This is a genomic window from Salegentibacter tibetensis, from assembly GCF_020164485.1.
GTDB lineage: Bacteria > Bacteroidota > Bacteroidia > Flavobacteriales > Flavobacteriaceae > Salegentibacter > Salegentibacter tibetensis.
This window is the reverse complement of sequence record NZ_JAIQZA010000014.1, coordinates 20,020-38,292: the sequence shown is the minus strand read 5'-3', so window position 1 is coordinate 38,292 and position 18,273 is coordinate 20,020. Positions and strand designations below refer to the sequence as shown.

The following is an 18,273-nucleotide window of genomic DNA, read 5'->3' as shown; positions in this document are numbered from 1 at the left end:
GAAATAAATTCAGGATGACGCAAAAATTAAATTGGTCTCACCAAACTTTGGTGGATATAAGAAGCTTTATTTGCAAAGGTCCTAATATGAAACCATTCGTTTGTTTTCCCTAGAAATTGGATCGTGTCCAGGGCTTTTAAGGTTCTTAAAATCCTGGAATTTGATGTTGTTGGTTTATTTCTAAGATTGGCTGTAATGCTATTAACAATCAGGTTGCGCGGAATACTATCCATTCTTTCAGCATCGGTTTCAATCAAACTGGTTTGATACACAAAATGCAAGGGATTTATCGCGCCGCGGTAACCTTTGTAAATTCCAAAATGAAGGTGTGGTGGCGTGGTCCTGGCATTTCCGGTATTACCTACAAAACCTATGGTATCGCCCCTTTTTACATTTCCGGAAACATCCGCAATGCTATCTAAATGCGCATAATAAAGCGACTGTTTACGCTTGCGGTCACGCAGCCAAACTTGTTTGCCGCCAAGCCCCTTTTCGCCTTTATAACCAATACTTCCGTTTGTTGCGGCTACCACGGGCGTTCCCCTTTTTGCAAAAATATCAATCCCTTCGTGGCTCCTCGCGCCACCATCACGATTTGCGCCCCAGTAACTTTGTACATTCGCATTAACCCCTGCGCTTACCGGAAAAAGATAAGCTGGATTTTTCTCCATTTTAAATGTGAACGGGCTATTTGCTTCAATTTCGGGTTGGATTACCACTTTGTAGGTCGCAGCTTTTTCAGCTTCAAAACTTAAATTTTTCTTCTGAAATTCGGTGGATTTTACCTTTTCGAAATTTGGAATGGTATCTCCGGTTTTTTCAAAAAGTTCAACAAAAACGAGGTGTTTGGTAGAATCGGTTTCTACTTTTAAATTGAAAACTTCCCCGGGTTGGAGTTCAATTTCATAAGAATATACCGAAAAACTTTTAGGAAAAAATTTACCGGTTTCAGCATAGGGAAGACTAATTACTACACTATCCTGAAATGCGGTTTCAGCGGAATTTTCCCAAATGGTGAACAATTCATCTGAAACTTTATAATCACGTTTATACTGTTCTTTTGAGGTTGGATTGGTAATAAAATCGGATGCTTTATTCACTTGCGAGCAACCGGAAATAATTAAAATTAAAAATAGGCTTAAAATCTTTATCTGCTTCATTGTCTTTCGTTTCCGGACAATATGGAGCAGTAATTGTGCCAGATTAGAAGCGTTGATTTTTCAATCTTTTAGCTTCTCCGGATTCTATCGGGTATCAAAAATTCTTAAGATTTAAATACTAGCATCTTCCTCTTCGTAAATTATTTTATAATGCCGAATTATAATTCTGCGGTATTTCGGGTTTATTTCGTCTATTTGATATTGTTCCGGAAAGGTGGTTTCTCTACTTGCTTTTAAAATGTCCCGAATTACAGCTTTTGCTCCCTGAGGCTTTTTTTTCTCAAACTTGAAATAATCGTGTATTTTTTGAAGTTTTAATTTTGCAGTTGAAGACCAAATTATCCTGAGCATAGCCATTATCAGGTTTCAGCTTCTTTTTCTAAGTCTTCCTGACTTGTAAATTTCCCCTTTTTAATTTCATTTTTGGCAATCTTCAATTCCTGTTCATACTCTCCTTTTGTCAAAGGTTTGCCTTCTATGGTATAAGCAACAGCCTTAGTTTTCTGGTAATTCTCTATCACATCACTAAGCTTATTCAACAATTCCGGCTCGGCATTATCAATATAGGCTATTATCTTCTTTTTCAATTCATCAGCTTTCATAACGAAAATTCTGAGTCAAATTAAATTACGATATTTTCGTTAATTAAAGAATGGAAGAAAGAGTCTACTCAAACAAATGGCTTACCACATCTTCAATTTTGGCCACTTTTATAATATTGATACTGAAGTTTGATTTTGGTATCTTACTTTGCTTAGAAACCATAATTCCGGCAAAGCCGAGTTTTTCGGCTTCCATAATTCGTTGTTCTATGCGGGTAACGGGCCTGATTTCTCCTGCTAGTCCAACTTCAGCGGCAAAACAGATATCCTTTTGAATAAAAATATCTTCATTTGAGGATAAAATCGCAGCGATCACGGCAAGGTCTATCGCGGGATCGTCAACGCTAATTCCGCCGGTAATATTCAGGAAAACATCTTTCGCGCCCAATCTAAAACCGGCACGTTTTTCTAAAACCGCCAGTAACATATTCAGTCTTTTTACATTATAGCCCGTTGCCGAACGTTGCGGAGTTCCATAAACCGCAGTACTAACCAGGGCCTGAATTTCAATCATAAGTGGCCGCATTCCTTCTAAAGTGGCTGAAATTGCTGTTCCGCTTAGATCTTCGTCGTTTTTGGAGATTAGAATTTCCGAGGGATTGGAAACTTCCCGTAATCCGCTGCCCTGCATTTCGTAAATACCGAGTTCGTGGGTAGAGCCGAAACGATTTTTGTGCGCGCGTAGAATTCGGTACACGTGGTTTCTGTCGCCTTCAAACTGCAAGACGGTGTCTACCATGTGTTCCAGTACTTTTGGCCCGGCAATGCTGCCTTCTTTGGTGATATGGCCAATTAAAATAACAGGCGTATTGGTTTCTTTGGCGAATTTAATAAGTTCAGCGGTGCATTCCCTGATTTGGGAAATACTACCCGGTGCGCTTTCAATATAATCGCTGTGCAGGGTTTGTATAGAATCTATAATGATTACTTCAGGTTGGATAGCTTCAATTTGCCTGAAGATATTCTGGGTTTTGGTTTCGGTAAGGATATAGCAATTGGCGGCAACGGGATTTATACGTTCTGCCCGCATCTTAATTTGCTGCTGGCTTTCTTCCCCGGAAACATATAACACCTTATAATTTAACTGAAGTGAAATTTGCAGTAGCAATGTACTTTTTCCAATGCCCGGTTCACCGCCCAGTAGGGTGAGCGATCCCGGAACAAGTCCGCCGCCCAGAACCCGGTCCAGCTCGTTATTGCCGGTATGCCATCGGTTTTGAGGGCTGTTCTCAATTTCAGCTATTTTTAAAGGTTTGGCAGTACGTTTTGCTTCCCGCTCGCTGGGAGATTTCCAGTCTTTTGCATCGGGCTTTTCTACAATTTCCTCGGCAATGGTATTCCACTCACCACAGGCACTGCATTTGCCCTGCCATTTTGCATACTGGCTGCCACAATTCTGGCAGTAAAACGTTGATTTGACCCTGGCCATTTAGCTTTGATTTTTCCCGCTAATAACCGAAATCTTTTTTAATTGCATCGGCTTTAGCAAGCATAAAATCGGTGTCAAGAAAGGCGATTTTCTTTTGTCCGTAAGCATTTTGGTAGGTGCGCATCGCTTTCTTTGGATTTCCGTTTTCTTCCTCATAACGGGCCTCAAAATATGTCCCAAGCATAGTACCCGGATAATTATCATAGGCTAATTGGCTTAAATCTTTATAATCGTCCCAACGTCTTGTTTTTTCAATAGCATTATGAACGGCCATAAAATCTTCCAGCCTAATCTTTTTCTGAATCCCGAAAAGCTCGTTTATACTTTCATATTTATCGGTTAAAAATTTAACTGAAGAAACTGAAGTTTGCAGCAAAAGCTCATTGTAATCTTTTTTGCTTATTGGTCTGTAAACCTTGAATATGCTCTCCAACGCCGACGGAATTGCTTTCCCAACCAGGGAATAATGGGTTGCGTTTTCAAAATTATCGAATTCGTAGGTCACTAAATCATTCTCTACGGCCGCAAGTTGTGAGTTTAAATCTTCAATTCCCTGCTTTAGCTGCGGAATATCATCGGTTCCGGTGGCTAAATACATCCATTTCTTCGATTCGGACTTTGCCAGAGCACTACTAATACGATCGGCCATTGGCGGTGCGAGATCAGGGCTTAGGTTAATGTAGCCATCAAAAATTGGGTTTGATTTCAGCAAATAATAATTAATAAAATTTGCGGTATAATCGTGACCTGCAATTACCCTGAAATCTGAAGTTTGATATTTATTATCTAAATGCTGCATAAGTTCCATTCCCAGAAATTCAAAAAAGGCAGCGCCTTTATCTGCCGGGAGAAAATTTCGCTCTTCGTAATAAGCATCATCCATTCTGGATTTGCTTTGGTTAATGCCTACCACGATCATTTCGGGCGCATTTTCCCAATAGGAGTAATAGTCTACATTACCCGCCATAGGTTCAAACAGGTAGTCGCCATCGAGTACGAGAATTACCGGATAAGTTTTTTCGGTATTTCCATCATAATTTCGTGGGAGTTGAATTTTGATTTCCCTTGTTTCGCCGAGTTTTTCGGAAGAAATCGTTTCGTAAAGAGTTTGTGCTGAACTTAGAAGCGGCGCCACTAGCAGCACAAAAATGAGTAATTTTTTTACCATAGGTGTTAGGTTTTGTTTAACCAACACAAGATATATATTATTTTTGACGGTTGAAAATAGGAAGGAATATGAAAGAAAGTCCGCCGAGGATCAATACCAGCAAGGTTTGCGTACCCCAGGTAATCCATCCAAAAGCCTCTCCACTTTGTTTAGTGATCCCGAAAACCACTAAAATAGCACCAATTGCCACCGGGTAAACGCCAATTCCGCCATTTGTGGCTGAAATCGCAAAAGATCCTACTACAAAAGCGGCCATAATCACAGAAAAATCAGTTTTCTCCATGCCCGGAACTGCAAAAATAATTACATAGAACATCAAAATGTACATTAACCAAATAAACAAGGTATGGTAAATAAACGCCCATTTTTGTTTCATTCTGAGTATGCTGCGCATTCCTTCTAAAAGTCCCTGGGCCATTTTTTTGATGCGAACCAAAAAAGAGAGTTGAGACTTTTTAATAAATTGAAGCACTAAAATACCAACAAATAAAAGTGCTGAAAGTATGGCGACACTGGTTAAAGGGTTGATGTCGTTGTTTTTAAAATAAGCCAATAAATATTCGGTTTGTAGCAATAAAGTGAATGCTGTGATGCTAAGCATAATCACCACATCGGCAATTCTTTCAGAAATAATGGTTCCGAAAGCTTTTTCAAAAGGGATTTTCTCATAAGAAGAAAGACTGGCTGCGCGCAACACTTCTCCCGATCTGGGGATCCCGAAATTTGCCAGGTAACCGGCCATAACTGCCATAAAGCTGTTGGCCAGTTTGGGTTTGTAACCCATAGGTTCCAGCATAAATTTCCAGCGGTAAGCCCGCGAAAGATGCGAAAGTCCGCCAAAAAGCATAGAAAGAAATAGAAACCAGGGATTGGCATTTAAAATATTTTGCCATAACTCTTCTCGTTCCTGCGGGGTGGCGCTTTTTAGTGAATACCAGATTAAAAAAACTCCCAATAATAATGGGAGTATAATTTTAAGTATGTTGGCTGTCTTTTTATTCAACTGATTAGCTCAAAAGATTGGTTTCTTCGTTAGGAAAAACCAGGGAAGGTTTAAATGCTTTTGCTTCTTCAAAATCCATAATCGCATAAGCGATTAAGATTAGGATATCGCCTTTAGCTACTTTTCTGGCGGCAGCACCGTTTAGTGTGATCTCGCCCGAATTTCTTGGTCCGGGGATTACATAAGTTTCCAAACGTTCACCATTGTTGTTATTCACAATTTGAACTTTTTCCCCTTCAATAATATTGGCGGCTTCCATAAGATCTTCATCAATGGTAATACTTCCAATATAATTTAGGTCGGCACCAGTAACTTTTACTCTGTGTATTTTAGATTTTACTACGTGAACTTGCATAGATTATTGTTCGTTGTTTAAAGCAATATTATCTATTAGCCTAATATCACCGGCATAGGCAGCGATAAAAGCGCGGTAGGTATTACCTTTTCTTTTTCGGTTAATTTTTTTTAATGTTTGGGTGTTGGCAATTTCAAAATATTCCAATTCTAAAACGGGATGGTTTTTAAATTGCTCTTTTACCCAATTGTGGATATAATCTGCACTTTTTGTGCCAAATAGTTCCCTGGTTTTTAGGAGGGTTTGATAAATAAAAGAAGCTTTTTCACGCTGATCTGTATTTAATCTTTCGTTTCTTGAACTTCTTGCCAAACCATTATCTTCTCTTAAGATGGGACAACCTATTATTTCTACCGGAAGCTCTGCTTTTTCGGTTAGTTTTCTTACAATTTGTAATTGCTGAAAATCCTTTTCCCCAAAAAAAGCTTTATGTGGCTCTACGATGGTAAATAATCTTTTTACTATGGTTCCTACTCCGTCAAAATGTCCGCTTCGGTACTTTCCTTCCATTACTTGCTCTAAACCATCAAAATTAAATTGCTCAGAGCTTATATTTTCGCCGTATAACTCGTTAGCTGTGGGAGTAAAAACCCAAAGGGTTTCACCGGCTTCTTCCAGTAGTTTTATGTCTTCTTCTAAGGTGCGTGGGTATGTCTCGAGATCGGCAGGATTGTCAAACTGCGTTGGGTTTACAAAGATGCTGATAATCACCTGATCACAGGTTTGTAAAGCCTGTTTCACCAAAGATAAATGACCGTGGTGTAAGGCACCCATAGTAGGTACTAAACCAATGGTTTTAGCTTTGGATTTCTCGGCTTTAATAGCCGCTTTTAAAGGGGTTTTTTCTTTGAAAACCTGCATTTTATTATAAAATTAACAGCGTGCAAACTTAATATATTACCAGCAATCTGCATAAATTTTTGTAATTTTGCGTGTTTTTTGTTCGCAATCGCAATTAAAGCAATCTATTTATGAAAGATAAGAGGATATTGTACGTATCATCTGAAGTTATTCCTTACCTGCCTGAAACCGAAATATCATCCACGTCTTTTGAAGCCGCAAAAATGGTAAATAATATTGGAGGGCAAATCAGAATTTTTATGCCCCGGTTTGGTAACATCAATGAACGTCGCCACCAGTTGCACGAAGTGATCAGACTGTCGGGGATGAATTTGGTGATTAATGACCTGGATATGCCGTTAATTATAAAAGTGGCTTCGATCCCAAAAGAGAGAATGCAGGTTTACTTTATAGACAACGAAGACTATTTTAAAAGAAAAGCTACTCTTACCGATGAAGAAGGCAATATGTTTGAAGATAACGACGAACGCGCCATCTTTTTTGCTAAAGGAGTAATAGAAACCGTTAAGAAATTAAACTGGTCTCCTGACATTATTCACGTTCATGGCTGGCTGGCATCTTTGCTTCCGTTATACCTTAGACGTTATTACGGCAATGAGCCATTATTTAGTGGCGCGAAAATTGTTACCTCTGTATACAATCAAGACTTCGAAGGAACGTTAGATGAGAATATGCAGGAGAAAGTATTGTATGACGGGATGGAAAAACAAGATGTAAAACATTTAAAAACTCCAAACTTTATTAATTTAATGAAGCTTGCGGCAGATCATTCAGATGCGATAATTACTGCAGGTGAAAACATTCCTGAAGATCTCTCAAAATACTTAGGCAAGCTTAATAAGCCGGTGCTTCCCTACAAGAACAGGGAAGAATTTAGTCAGGCTTATCAGGATTTTTACACTAACAAAGTTTTATCTGAATAGAAATTTTTATCGAATGAATTTAATGAAAATGATGCATAGAACAGCAACTTTATTTGTTGTTGTTTTTGCTTTTGTGGCCTGTGACGATGAATATAGTACCGTTGGCGGTGAAATTATAGAAAACCCGAGTAACCTTGAGCTGGAAGAAGTTGAAGTAAGGGCTTACAGTAAAAAGATCAATTCAGTACAAACCAATAATTTGGGTAACCATTTACTTGGAGTAAACAATCATCCAATTTATGGCCAATCTACTGCAAGTATACTTAGCCAGGTATCCTTACCTACGAACAACCCTAGTTTTGGGGTAGCTCCAGAACTTGATAGTGTTGTATTAACTATCCCTTATTTTAATACTGAATTGGATTCAGACGAAGATGGTAATATTCAATATGCTTTGGATTCCGTTTACGGAAATACACCAATAAAAATATCTGTTCAGGAGTCTAATTACTTCCTAAGCGATTTGGATCCTTCAGCAGATTTTCAGGATAGGCAACGTTATTATTCTGATCAGCAGGAATTATTTGAACAAAACCTTATTGGGGAAGTGATTTATGAAAATGATAATTTTATACCCTCTACGCAAGCTATTGTTTCTTACGAGGAAAATGCAGAAGGGGAGCAGGATACTATTTCTTCAGGTCCGGCCTTAAGGATAAAACTTCCAGTAGATTACTTTCAGCAAAAAATAATAGACAAGGAAGGTTCAAGCGTGCTTAGCAATAACAATAATTTTAAAAATTACCTGCGGGGAATGTTTATTAAGGCTGAAGCAACTGCCGAAGATGGCACTATGATTTTGTTTAATCTTCAGGGTTCTGATGCCGGAATCGAACTTTTTTATACCACAGAGGTAGAGAATACCGCAGAGGATGGTACCATTGAAACGGTAAGAAATCCCAGAAATTATAAATTGAATTTTGGGAGTACAATTATAAATACATTTTTAGGAGATTATCCCGCAGATGTATTACAGGCAATTGGCGAGTCCGATGAAGATTCTGGAGCTGAAAAACTTTTCCTGAATGGAGGAGAAGGAAGTATGGCAGTGATCGAGCTTTTTGAAAATGAGGAGCAAATAGCTGCATTCAGGGAAAATGAGTGGTTAATAAACGAAGCAAACCTTACTTTCTATGTAGATCAGGATTTTGTTCGTGGAATTGATGAACCAACCCGTTTATATCTCTATAATCTGGATGATAATAGAGTTATAGCTGATTATAATTTTGCCTTGAATTTTGTGCAGGATGGTAATGAAAATAATCCGGGAACCTCACTTTCTTCATTTTCTACACCCCTGGAAATCGATGAAGATGAAAATGGAGTTTTTTATAAGCTTAATGTGACTCAGCATGTGACCAATATTATTACAAATGAAACCGATAATGTGAGATTAGGACTGGCGATTACACAAAACATAAATATCACGAATAATTCAGCAGTTAGAAATTCTGAAAATGTTGAATTTTACCCGGTGATGGGGGTTATAAGCCCAAAAGGAACTGTGTTGCATGGTAATCTTGCCGATGAAGAAAAGAGATTAAAACTTAGAATATTCTATACAGAAATTAATAATTAAATAACACCAATATACTATGTGCGGAATTGTAGGATATATTGGGCATAGGGATGCATATCCCGTTGTCTTAAAAGGCCTCCAGCGACTGGAATATCGTGGATATGATAGTGCCGGGATTGCCATTTATGATGGAGAGGAGCTGAAACTTTGTAAAACACAGGGTAAAGTTGCCGATCTAAAAGAAAAACTTGAAAAAACAATTACCACCAATGGAAATGTGGCGATTGGCCATACACGTTGGGCGACCCACGGGGTGCCAAACGATGTTAACTCTCATCCGCATTATTCAAATTCTGGTGATATTGTAATTGTCCATAACGGAATTATAGAGAATTACGATGCTCTTAAGAAGGAATTAAAAACCCGTGGTTACACATTTGAAAGTGATACCGATACTGAGGTTTTGGTGAACCTTATAGAAGATGTGATTATTAACGAAAACGTTAAGCTTGGTAAGGCAGTCCAAATTGCATTAAACCAAACTATTGGAGCTTATGCTATAGCGGTTTATAATAAAACCAAACCCGATGAGATCGTAGTGGCCCGTTTGGGAAGCCCGCTTGCGATTGGAGTTGGAGAGGATGAATTTTTTATAGCTTCAGATGCCTCTCCGTTTATAGAATATACCAACAATGCAATTTACCTGGAAGACGGGGAGATGGCTGTGGTGAGAAGAGGTAAAGAGGTTAAGGTTAGGAAGATTAAAGACGATACTTTGGTAGATCCTTATGTTCAGGAATTGCAGCTTAATCTTGAGCAAATAGAAAAAGGTGGTTATGAGCACTTTATGCTTAAAGAAATTCATGAACAACCTACAGCAATTAAAGATACCTACCGTGGTAGAATGTTGCCTGATGAAGGTTTAATAAGAATGGCTGGGGTAGATGATAACCTGGAGCGTATTGCCAATGCAAAACGTATCCTTATAGTAGCCTGTGGTACCAGTTGGCACGCCGGGTTGGTGGCCGAATATATTTTTGAAGAGCTTGCAAGGATTCCTGTAGAAGTAGAATATGCTTCAGAATTCAGGTATCGTAATCCTATTATTTCAGAAAAGGATGTAATTATAGCTATTTCCCAAAGTGGGGAAACTGCTGATACTATGGCGGCTATAAAACTTGCTAAAGAAAAAGGTGCTTTTGCTTTTGGTGTTTGTAACGTAGTTGGTTCCTCTATTTCCAGGGAAACTAATGCCGGAGCATATACCCATGCTGGCCCTGAAATAGGGGTAGCTTCAACAAAAGCTTTTACTACGCAAATAACGGTGCTTACTTTAATGGCGCTAAAACTTGCAAAACATAACGGGACGATCTCTAATACAGATTTCAGAATTTATTTGCAGGAATTAGAACGCATTCCGGGTAAGATTGAAAAAGCATTGCAAGCTGATGAGCATATAAAAATGATCGCCGATATCTATAAAGACGCAAGAAACTGTCTTTATTTAGGTAGAGGATTTAACTTCCCGGTTGCTTTAGAAGGCGCTCTTAAGTTAAAAGAGATTTCTTATATACATGCTGAAGGTTATCCTGCTGCCGAAATGAAACACGGCCCAATCGCACTTATCGATGAAGAAATGCCGGTTGTGGTTATTGCAACCAAGAAAGGGCATTACGAAAAGGTAGTAAGCAATATCCAGGAAATCAAATCGAGAAAAGGTAAGATTATCGCGATTGTTACTGAAGGTGATGAGGAAGTAAGAGATCTTGCTGATCACGTGATTGAAGTGCCTGAAACTTTGGAGCCGCTAACGCCACTTCTTACAACAATTCCGCTTCAGTTATTATCGTATCATATTGCGGTAATGCTAGGGAAAAATGTAGATCAGCCAAGGAATTTGGCAAAATCGGTAACTGTTGAGTAAACTTTCCGAATTAAATAAAATATAATTTTACTTAAATCCCTTTTGAAAATTTCAGGAGGGATTTTTTTTATTTAAAATAATACATTAAAACTTATTTTTGCCAGCTTTAAGAATGAGCAAAAAAGTTATTTTAAGAGGGGTATGATTTTATTTAGAAAAAACTATCTTTGCAGCCTGAAAATACCCTTGTTCGATTTTAACACATTGTGAATTATTACATTGGGTTTTTTAGAAATTTTTAATACGAAAACATTAAAGAATTAAATAATGTCTAAAGTAACAGGTAAAGTTGCCCAAATCATTGGCCCTGTAGTTGATGTTGTGTTCGACTCAGAGAATGCTGAATTGCCAAAAATCTATGATTCTTTGGAAATCACCCGAAAAGATGGTTCCCTTTTAATTTTAGAAGTGCAATCACACATCGGTGAAGAAACAGTGAGAACAGTTTCTATGGATTCTACCGATGGTTTAAGCCGCGGGGTTGAAGTAGTAGCAACAGGAGCGCCTATTCAAATGCCGGTTGGTAAAGAAGTTTATGGCCGTTTGTTTAATGTGGTAGGTGATGCTATTGACGGACTTGGTGATCTGCCAAAGGCCGGAAAAGCTGGTATGTCCATTCACAGGGAAGCGCCAAAATTTGAAGACTTATCTGTTTCTACAGAGGTTTTATTTACCGGGATTAAAGTAATTGACCTGATTGAGCCTTATGCAAAAGGTGGTAAAATTGGTCTTTTTGGTGGTGCCGGTGTTGGTAAAACAGTACTTATACAGGAATTGATTAACAATATTGCCAAAGGCCACGGTGGTCTTTCAGTATTTGCCGGGGTAGGAGAGCGTACTCGTGAAGGAAATGACCTTCTTAGAGAAATGCTTGAATCTGGTATTATAAAATACGGTGATGCTTTTTCTGAATCTATGGAAGAAGGCGGATGGGATCTTAAAAAAGTAGATAAAACTGCTATGCTGGATTCTAAAGCTACTTTCGTATTCGGACAAATGAACGAACCACCTGGAGCACGTGCTCGTGTGGCACTTTCTGGATTAACCATTGCTGAGTATTTCCGTGATGGTGCCGGGGAAGGCCAGGGGAAAGACGTTCTTTTCTTCGTAGATAATATTTTCCGTTTTACACAGGCTGGTTCAGAGGTGTCTGCACTTCTTGGACGTATGCCTTCAGCGGTAGGTTACCAACCCACTTTGGCAACAGAGATGGGTGCGATGCAGGAGCGTATTACTTCAACTAAAAACGGATCTATTACATCTGTACAGGCGGTTTACGTACCTGCAGATGACTTGACAGATCCCGCGCCGGCAACAACTTTTGCCCACCTGGATGCTACAACAGTACTTTCACGTAAAATTGCCGAGCTTGGTATTTATCCTGCAGTAGATCCTTTAGAATCTACTTCAAGAATTCTTACTGCCGATATTTTAGGTGACGATCATTATAATTGTGCACAACGTGTAAAAGAGCTTTTACAGCGTTATAAAGAATTGCAGGATATTATTGCTATTCTTGGTATGGAAGAGCTTTCTGAAGAAGATAAGCTTGCCGTATCCCGTGCAAGACGTGTGCAGCGTTTCCTTTCTCAACCTTTCCACGTAGCCGAACAATTTACCGGTTTAAAAGGAGTTTTGGTTGATATTAAGGATACCATTAAAGGATTTAATATGATTATGGACGGGGAATTAGATCACCTTCCGGAATCTGCCTTTAACCTTAAAGGAACCATTGAAGAAGCGATCGAGGCCGGAGAGAAAATGTTGGCTGAAGAAGATTAATAACATAGCAAACAGTACTGAGTTGGCAGTAGCAGTATTCTATTACTCGATAATACTGCAAACTGAAATGCAAACTGTAAACTAAAATATATGTACTTAGAAATAGTAACTCCTGAAGCTGTAGTTTTTAAAGCTGATGTAGATGCAGTAAAAGTTCCCGGTCACGATGGGGAATTTCAAATGCTGAACAATCACGCGCCTATAGTTTCTACATTGGTTGAAGGTGAAGTTAAAATTCAGCTTGCTGCCTCTAATAAAGAACTGGACGATGAACTTTCTAAAGATTTTAGAAAAGACTCTGCAAATAGCAATGTTCTTTATTATACCATACAAGGTGGTGTGTTGGAAATGAAAGATAATAAAGCCATAATACTTGCTGATTAAGTTTTACCCTCAAAAATAAATAAAAGCCGAAAGACAAGTGTCTTTCGGCTTTTTCATTTAAATGATTTAAAGATATACTAATCCATATGTTCTATTTGCCCACAAGCAACAGGCAGGGATGCGTCGTATTCTCCATCAACTGTCAATCCATGAAGTACTATTGTCCTGTTCTCAAGAGGTTCAAGATTAGATAAAGAAATTACTTCTCCTTCTTCCTCAAACTCCAACTCTCCTAAAGTGAAGGTGCGTTCAAAATCAATATCCCCGTTTTCATCGGCAACTGGGTAATCATCTATAGGAACATAAATTTCAAGTAGTATAGGTCCATAAAAAGGAGCCCCTTCTTCTACACTAAGAAACCCGTTGTTATCTGTATCGGCAGCCATAAAAGCTTCTGATCCGGGATCGGAAGGCGGGCAGGTACCATTTTCATTGCTCTCAAGTCCATGAATGTGCTGGGGATGTAGCATATTAGGTTCCAAACCACTTGCCTGAATTTTTATGGTCAAATCATCACCGTTTAAACTAAGGTAAGCTGTTCCGCTTACGCCTGAACCATTAAGTTCTGAAAGGTTAACACGGTAATCAACAGTTTCCATATCATCGTCAAATAAATCTGGAGAATCTCCTATGTCACCACAGTTACCTTCCATAAAGTGGTAGTAATCTGTAGTTTGATTATTTCCATCTTGATCATTTAATGCTCTTACATCCCCATCGGTAATTATTCCAGATCGAATTACTTCTTCTTCCACGTCGCCATAAGCGTCGGAATTACGCAAGGTGATCTCAAAATAATATTCATCTTCACCCTCTGTATCTGGTAAAGCAAAGCAAAGGGGGCTTCCTGCATAATCTCCGTCATTATTCATATCTACCACATTATAAACGTCGGAGTACCATTGTTCTCCCATTTCCCCATTTTCATAATTCCATACACTAACACTATATTCTGCAGGATAGTGTCTACCACTTTCGTCACAATAGTTACCGAAAATGCAAAATTCTATAGCTCTTGTTTCATCTAATTCGAAAAATAGATACCCATAAAGGTTAACTAAACGATCATCATAGCACAATACATCTACCTCTACATATTTTTTGACTCCTGCACCTAAACTTATATTTAAAGGAAGCGGGTTTTCTACAAAACCGGCAAGATTGTCATTTCCATTATCTTCAGATGTCATGGGAGCAAGCCATATTCTAGTTCCATCGGAAGAAAATACAGAAAAATAATCAAGTGAATATTCACCAGGTACTAATTCGAGCTGAGAATCGTATTCTGTAAACATTTCACCATCCACCAAATCTATACGATAGGCATCCCCGTCATCACCTACTACATTCTCGCCGTCCTGCGATAATATAATTTCTACGTAGGCCGCTGTGGTTGTTAACTCTGAACACTCAGGAACATCTCCTAAAAAGTCTAAATGGGCTTTTGAAGAACGATTGGTCTCCAAGTCAGTGAGCAAAGCCCCGAATGTTAAAATTGCCATGTCCTGGTCAGGGGAACTTTCTTTTGAAACTTCATCCTTACTACAGGATGTAAAAATTAAAGCAAGCATTGCGAAATACGCAAGGCTAAGTTTGAAACTTCTCATAATTTAAATTTTAAATGGTTAATAAATTAAAGGGTGTTAACCCTTCTTAAAATGCAGCTTAAATTTAAGGTTGTTGTGTAATATTATAACTAGGGGAAACCCCCCGTTATATTCAGTTTAAGAAGAATACCCAATTTATTATGGTTTGCAGTATCTGGAAGGGAACTTATTAATTCTACTTGTGAAAAGTACAGGAAACCGATGGTGAAATCCAGAGGTTGAACAATTACGCACCAATTGTTTCTAATTTAACCGAAGGGGAAGTTAAGGTCAATTGTGCCCATGGAAGCAAAGATGTTATAAGAGATCTTCCTGCTGAATTGAGAAAAGAAGGCGACAAAGTCTTGTTTTACCACATAAAAGGTGGTGTGCTAGAAATGAAAGACAATAAAGCCATTATTCTGGCCGATTAATTTTCAGGAAATTCAATTTTTTAGTATTTGGTGTATTCCAGAATATCTCCCGGCTGGCAGCCTAAAGCTTCGCAAATAGCCTCTAGAGTAGAAAACCTAATTGCTTTTGCCCTTCCCGGTTTTTAATATGGAAAGCTTGGCCGTGTGTAATTCCTGTTTTATCAGCCAGTTCGGTTCTTTTCCTGTCGCGTTCTTTTAGAATTATTTGCAGTATTTTAAGAAGTTTGCTAAGAAACAGGCTTTTTATAATGATTAAAAATAAGAAGCTTTTAAAACAGAATCCTTCAAAAGGTTAAACACCTCTTTGGCTGTAAAACTTAAATAATATCTCTTATATTTGCGGGGAACGGACTTTTTGAGAGAAAATATATGCTAGCAGCAATACTTTTAGGTTTTTTATTCGCATTATTCCTGGTGTTTACAGGAAAGTTCTTCAGGGGAAAATTGGCTATTCTCTCAGCACTTATTCCAGCTGGACTTTTTGCTTATTTTTCGAGTTTTATTCCGCAGATAAGTTCCGGGGAAATAATCCATAAAACCTACCAATGGGTCCCGGCATTTGGAGTGGATCTTAGTTTTAAATTAGACGGACTCTCCTTACTTTTTTCATTAATGATCACCGGAATTGGATTTCTGGTATTTGCATATACTGCATCATATTTAAAAGGCCACAAATATTTAGATCGTTTCTACGGATATCTTAGTCTTTTTATGGCTGCGATGCTTGGTTTAGTCCTTTCAGATAACCTTATCTCGCTCTTCGTTTTTTGGGAATTAACCAGTATAAGTTCATTTTTCTTAATCGGTTTTAATAATACTAACCCTGCCTCGCGAAAATCGGCTTTAACCGCCTTGGGGATTACGGGGTTTGGTGGATTTTCCCTTTTAGCAGGAGCTTTATTGTTGGGAAGTATAAGCGGAACTTACAGCATTTCTGAAATGCTTTCTATGAAAGAAGCCATTGCCGGAAGTGAATATTACATTCTAGCAGTAGTCTTTATTTTTGTAGCGGCATTCACTAAATCGGCCCAATTTCCATTTCATTTCTGGTTACCTGGCGCGATGAAGGCGCCAACTCCGGTTTCAACATATTTACACTCGGCCACGATGGTAAAAGCAGGGATTTATCTGCTAATGCGTTTTACGCCGGTTTTGGGAGATCAGGAATTCTGGAATACAACATTAATAATTGTGGGAGGAATCACTATGGTTTACTCTGCGATACACGCTCTTTTTAGGACCGATCTTAAAGGAATTTTGGCTTATTCTACCATTTCAGCGCTTGGGATTTTAGTGTTCTTAATCGGTCTGGGAACTAAAGCTGCTTTTCTTGCGGCAGCGATTTTCATAATTGTTCACGCACTTTATAAAGCAACTTTATTCCTGGTCACAGGAATTATAGATCATCAAACCGGATCCAGGGATGTTACAAAATTGGGCGGATTGCGAAAAATCATGATGCCGGTAGCCATAGCCGGTATTCTGGCAGCGATCTCCAGTGGTGGTATCCCGCCATCTGTAGGTTTCCTCGGGAAAGAACTTACTTACGAAGCCAGTACACACGCTAAAAATTTCACGATAATTATCGTGATTGCGATCGTATTAACTAAAATACTATTGCTTTGGGCTGGTTTTGTAGCCGGAATAAAACCATTCGTTGGTAAATTGCCTGAAGCTCATAAAGACACTAAAGCCCCCGGATTTTTAATGTGGGCACCCGCAGTTATCCTTGCTGTTTTAGGAATTCTATTCGGAATATTCCCAATGCTTATTGAATCGGCACTGGTAAAACCGGTGGTTTCAGCTTTAGGTGCAGATGCTGCAGAAATTCACCTGGCTTTATGGCATGGTTTTAATACTGTTTTATTACTAAGTGGAATTACCATCGCAGTTGGGATCCTGTTATATTTCTTCCTGAAACCTTCAGCAAAACTTGAAAAAGGGGTAGGGAAGCTGGAATTTATTTCTCCCGAAAACATCCTGAAAAAGGGAACGCATTATTTTGGTGTATTTTCCGCATTCTGGACCAATGTTTTTCAAAATGGATATTTACGAAATTACATAACCACTATTGTTTTATTCCTGGTGGCGCTGGTAGGTTATATTATGGCTGGCAATTCAGGAGTGATTATAGACCATAATCAACTTTCTGAAGTTACAACTTACGAAGTTGCGGTGGTAGTAATATTAATTGCCGGGGTTTTCTACACTGTTTTCACGAAATCCAGGCTCGCTGCTGTAGCCGCAATGGGGGTGGTAGGTTTAGCAATCTGTTTGATTTTTGTTTTTTACAGTGCTCCAGATTTGGCGATGACGCAGTTCTCTATAGATACCTTAACCGTGATCCTGTTTGTACTGGTGCTTTATCGTTTGCCAAAATACCTTACACTGTCAGATTATAAAATGAGGATTAGGGATGGAATATTATCCCTGGCTTTAGGTACAGTAGTATGTTTGCTGGCACTGCAAGTACTTGCCGAACCAACCAATAGTGATGTTGGTGATTTCTATGCTAAAAATGCTTACATCCTGGCTCACGGAAAGAATGTTGTAAATGTAATCCTGGTAGATTTCAGGGGTACAGATACACTTATGGAGATTGCTGTATTGACTATCGCTGCTATTGGAGTGTTTGGATTATTAAAACTGAGGTTGAAAAGTACCGATAGATCTCAGTAAAAAGATGACAAAAGCCCATTAATGGGGCATTAAAAAAATATATATAGATGAAAACCTTAATCTTAAAAACAGCTTCTAATTACCTATTACCGGTGTTATTAGTGTTCTCTGTTTTTATACTATTGCGGGGGCATTATTTGCCCGGGGGTGGTTTTGTGGGCGGACTTATAGCTGCAATCGCATTTGTATTGCATGCTTTTGCCAACGGCCTGGATAATACAAAAGGATTATTAAGATTTCACCCCGGGTTTTTGATGCCAATAGGTTTAGGCCTGGCTTTTTTAAGCGGTCTGGCACCCGTACTTGGCTTAGACGATCCTTTTATGACCGGGCTTTGGTTTCCAGATCCTTTTCCGGTTATCGGTAATGTAGGTTCGGCCTTATTTTTTGATATAGGGGTTTACCTGGTGGTAGTTGGTGTTACCTTAACAATAATATTTACAATTTCAGAATCAGCTTAATTT

General features: G+C 38.7%; 17 protein-coding genes and 1 pseudogene. 8 read left to right on the top strand and 10 right to left on the bottom strand.

All coding sequences use genetic code 11. The features are described from left to right. Positions 1-26: 26 nt before the first annotated feature. From LB467_RS09160 to panC, 8 genes are all read right to left on the bottom strand, one after another. The gene (locus tag LB467_RS09160; protein WP_224473730.1) at positions 27-1,160 is read right to left on the bottom strand and encodes a M23 family metallopeptidase; all 1,134 of its coding nucleotides are present in this window, start codon (positions 1,158-1,160) and stop codon (positions 27-29) included. Between the two features lie 111 nt (positions 1,161-1,271). Then, positions 1,272-1,511 carry a type II toxin-antitoxin system RelE/ParE family toxin gene (locus LB467_RS09155; protein WP_224473729.1) on the bottom strand — a complete coding sequence of 80 codons (240 nt, stop codon included), beginning with the start codon at positions 1,509-1,511 and terminating at the stop codon, positions 1,272-1,274. Positions 1,512-1,519: 8 nt separating this feature from the next. Next, complete coding sequence (locus LB467_RS09150) at positions 1,520-1,762, bottom strand: hypothetical protein (protein WP_224473728.1); 243 nt, start codon at positions 1,760-1,762, stop codon at positions 1,520-1,522. Between the two features lie 64 nt (positions 1,763-1,826). Next, the gene (gene radA, locus LB467_RS09145) at positions 1,827-3,191 is read right to left on the bottom strand and encodes a DNA repair protein RadA (protein ID WP_224473727.1); all 1,365 of its coding nucleotides are present in this window, start codon (positions 3,189-3,191) and stop codon (positions 1,827-1,829) included. A 19-nt stretch (positions 3,192-3,210) separates the two neighbouring features. Beyond that, on the bottom strand, positions 3,211-4,359 hold the full coding sequence (locus tag LB467_RS09140; RefSeq protein ID WP_224473726.1) for an alpha/beta hydrolase: 1,149 nt from the start codon (positions 4,357-4,359) through the stop codon (positions 3,211-3,213). A 37-nt stretch (positions 4,360-4,396) separates the two neighbouring features. Beyond that, entirely contained in the window at positions 4,397-5,362 is a 966-nt protein-coding gene (locus LB467_RS09135; protein ID WP_224473725.1) for a lysylphosphatidylglycerol synthase transmembrane domain-containing protein, read from the bottom strand. Between the two features lie 4 nt (positions 5,363-5,366). Continuing rightward, the gene (panD, locus tag LB467_RS09130; protein WP_075325574.1) at positions 5,367-5,717 is read right to left on the bottom strand and encodes an aspartate 1-decarboxylase; all 351 of its coding nucleotides are present in this window, start codon (positions 5,715-5,717) and stop codon (positions 5,367-5,369) included. A 3-nt stretch (positions 5,718-5,720) separates the two neighbouring features. Further along, positions 5,721-6,578: a pantoate--beta-alanine ligase gene (panC, locus tag LB467_RS09125; protein ID WP_224473724.1), complete on the bottom strand. Its 858-nt coding sequence runs from the start codon at positions 6,576-6,578 to the stop codon at positions 5,721-5,723. Between the two features lie 110 nt (positions 6,579-6,688). Here panC and LB467_RS09120 point away from each other — a divergent pair, with 110 nt between their 5' ends. The 5 genes from LB467_RS09120 to LB467_RS09100 all read left to right on the top strand — a co-directional run bounded on the left by LB467_RS09120 (position 6,689) and on the right by LB467_RS09100 (position 13,110). Further along, on the top strand, positions 6,689-7,501 hold the full coding sequence (locus tag LB467_RS09120) for a glycogen/starch synthase (RefSeq protein WP_224473723.1): 813 nt from the start codon (positions 6,689-6,691) through the stop codon (positions 7,499-7,501). Positions 7,502-7,514: 13 nt separating this feature from the next. Continuing rightward, positions 7,515-9,080: a DUF4270 domain-containing protein gene (locus LB467_RS09115; protein ID WP_224473722.1), complete on the top strand. Its 1,566-nt coding sequence runs from the start codon at positions 7,515-7,517 to the stop codon at positions 9,078-9,080. A 16-nt stretch (positions 9,081-9,096) separates the two neighbouring features. After that, the gene (gene glmS, locus LB467_RS09110; RefSeq protein WP_224473721.1) at positions 9,097-10,944 is read left to right on the top strand and encodes a glutamine--fructose-6-phosphate transaminase (isomerizing); all 1,848 of its coding nucleotides are present in this window, start codon (positions 9,097-9,099) and stop codon (positions 10,942-10,944) included. Between the two features lie 267 nt (positions 10,945-11,211). Beyond that, on the top strand, positions 11,212-12,726 hold the full coding sequence (gene atpD / locus LB467_RS09105) for a F0F1 ATP synthase subunit beta (RefSeq protein WP_224473720.1): 1,515 nt from the start codon (positions 11,212-11,214) through the stop codon (positions 12,724-12,726). 90 nt (positions 12,727-12,816) lie between these two features. Then, a complete protein-coding gene (locus LB467_RS09100; RefSeq protein WP_224473719.1) occupies positions 12,817-13,110 on the top strand; it encodes a F0F1 ATP synthase subunit epsilon in 294 nt (97 codons plus the stop codon). Positions 13,111-13,187: 77 nt separating this feature from the next. Here the strand turns inward: LB467_RS09100 and LB467_RS09095 are convergent, their stop codons facing one another. Then, on the bottom strand, positions 13,188-14,717 hold the full coding sequence (locus tag LB467_RS09095; protein ID WP_224473718.1) for a superoxide dismutase family protein: 1,530 nt from the start codon (positions 14,715-14,717) through the stop codon (positions 13,188-13,190). Positions 14,718-14,935: 218 nt separating this feature from the next. Between LB467_RS09095 and LB467_RS09090 the strand changes: the two genes are divergently transcribed. Continuing rightward, positions 14,936-15,130, top strand: coding sequence for a hypothetical protein (locus LB467_RS09090; RefSeq protein WP_237690427.1), 195 nt, complete (start codon positions 14,936-14,938; stop codon positions 15,128-15,130). A gap of 20 nt (positions 15,131-15,150) precedes the next feature. On the opposite strand, the pseudogene LB467_RS09085 reads toward LB467_RS09090, so the two are convergent. Beyond that, positions 15,151-15,299, bottom strand: a pseudogene (locus tag LB467_RS09085) (helix-turn-helix domain-containing protein). 200 nt (positions 15,300-15,499) lie between these two features. Between LB467_RS09085 and LB467_RS09080 the strand changes: the two are divergent. Both LB467_RS09080 and LB467_RS09075 read left to right on the top strand, forming a co-directional pair. Then, positions 15,500-17,809 carry a putative monovalent cation/H+ antiporter subunit A gene (locus LB467_RS09080; protein WP_224473717.1) on the top strand — a complete coding sequence of 770 codons (2,310 nt, stop codon included), beginning with the start codon at positions 15,500-15,502 and terminating at the stop codon, positions 17,807-17,809. 47 nt (positions 17,810-17,856) lie between these two features. Further along, on the top strand, positions 17,857-18,270 hold the full coding sequence (locus LB467_RS09075; RefSeq protein WP_224473716.1) for a Na+/H+ antiporter subunit B: 414 nt from the start codon (positions 17,857-17,859) through the stop codon (positions 18,268-18,270). The last annotated feature ends 3 nt before the right edge of the window (positions 18,271-18,273 follow it).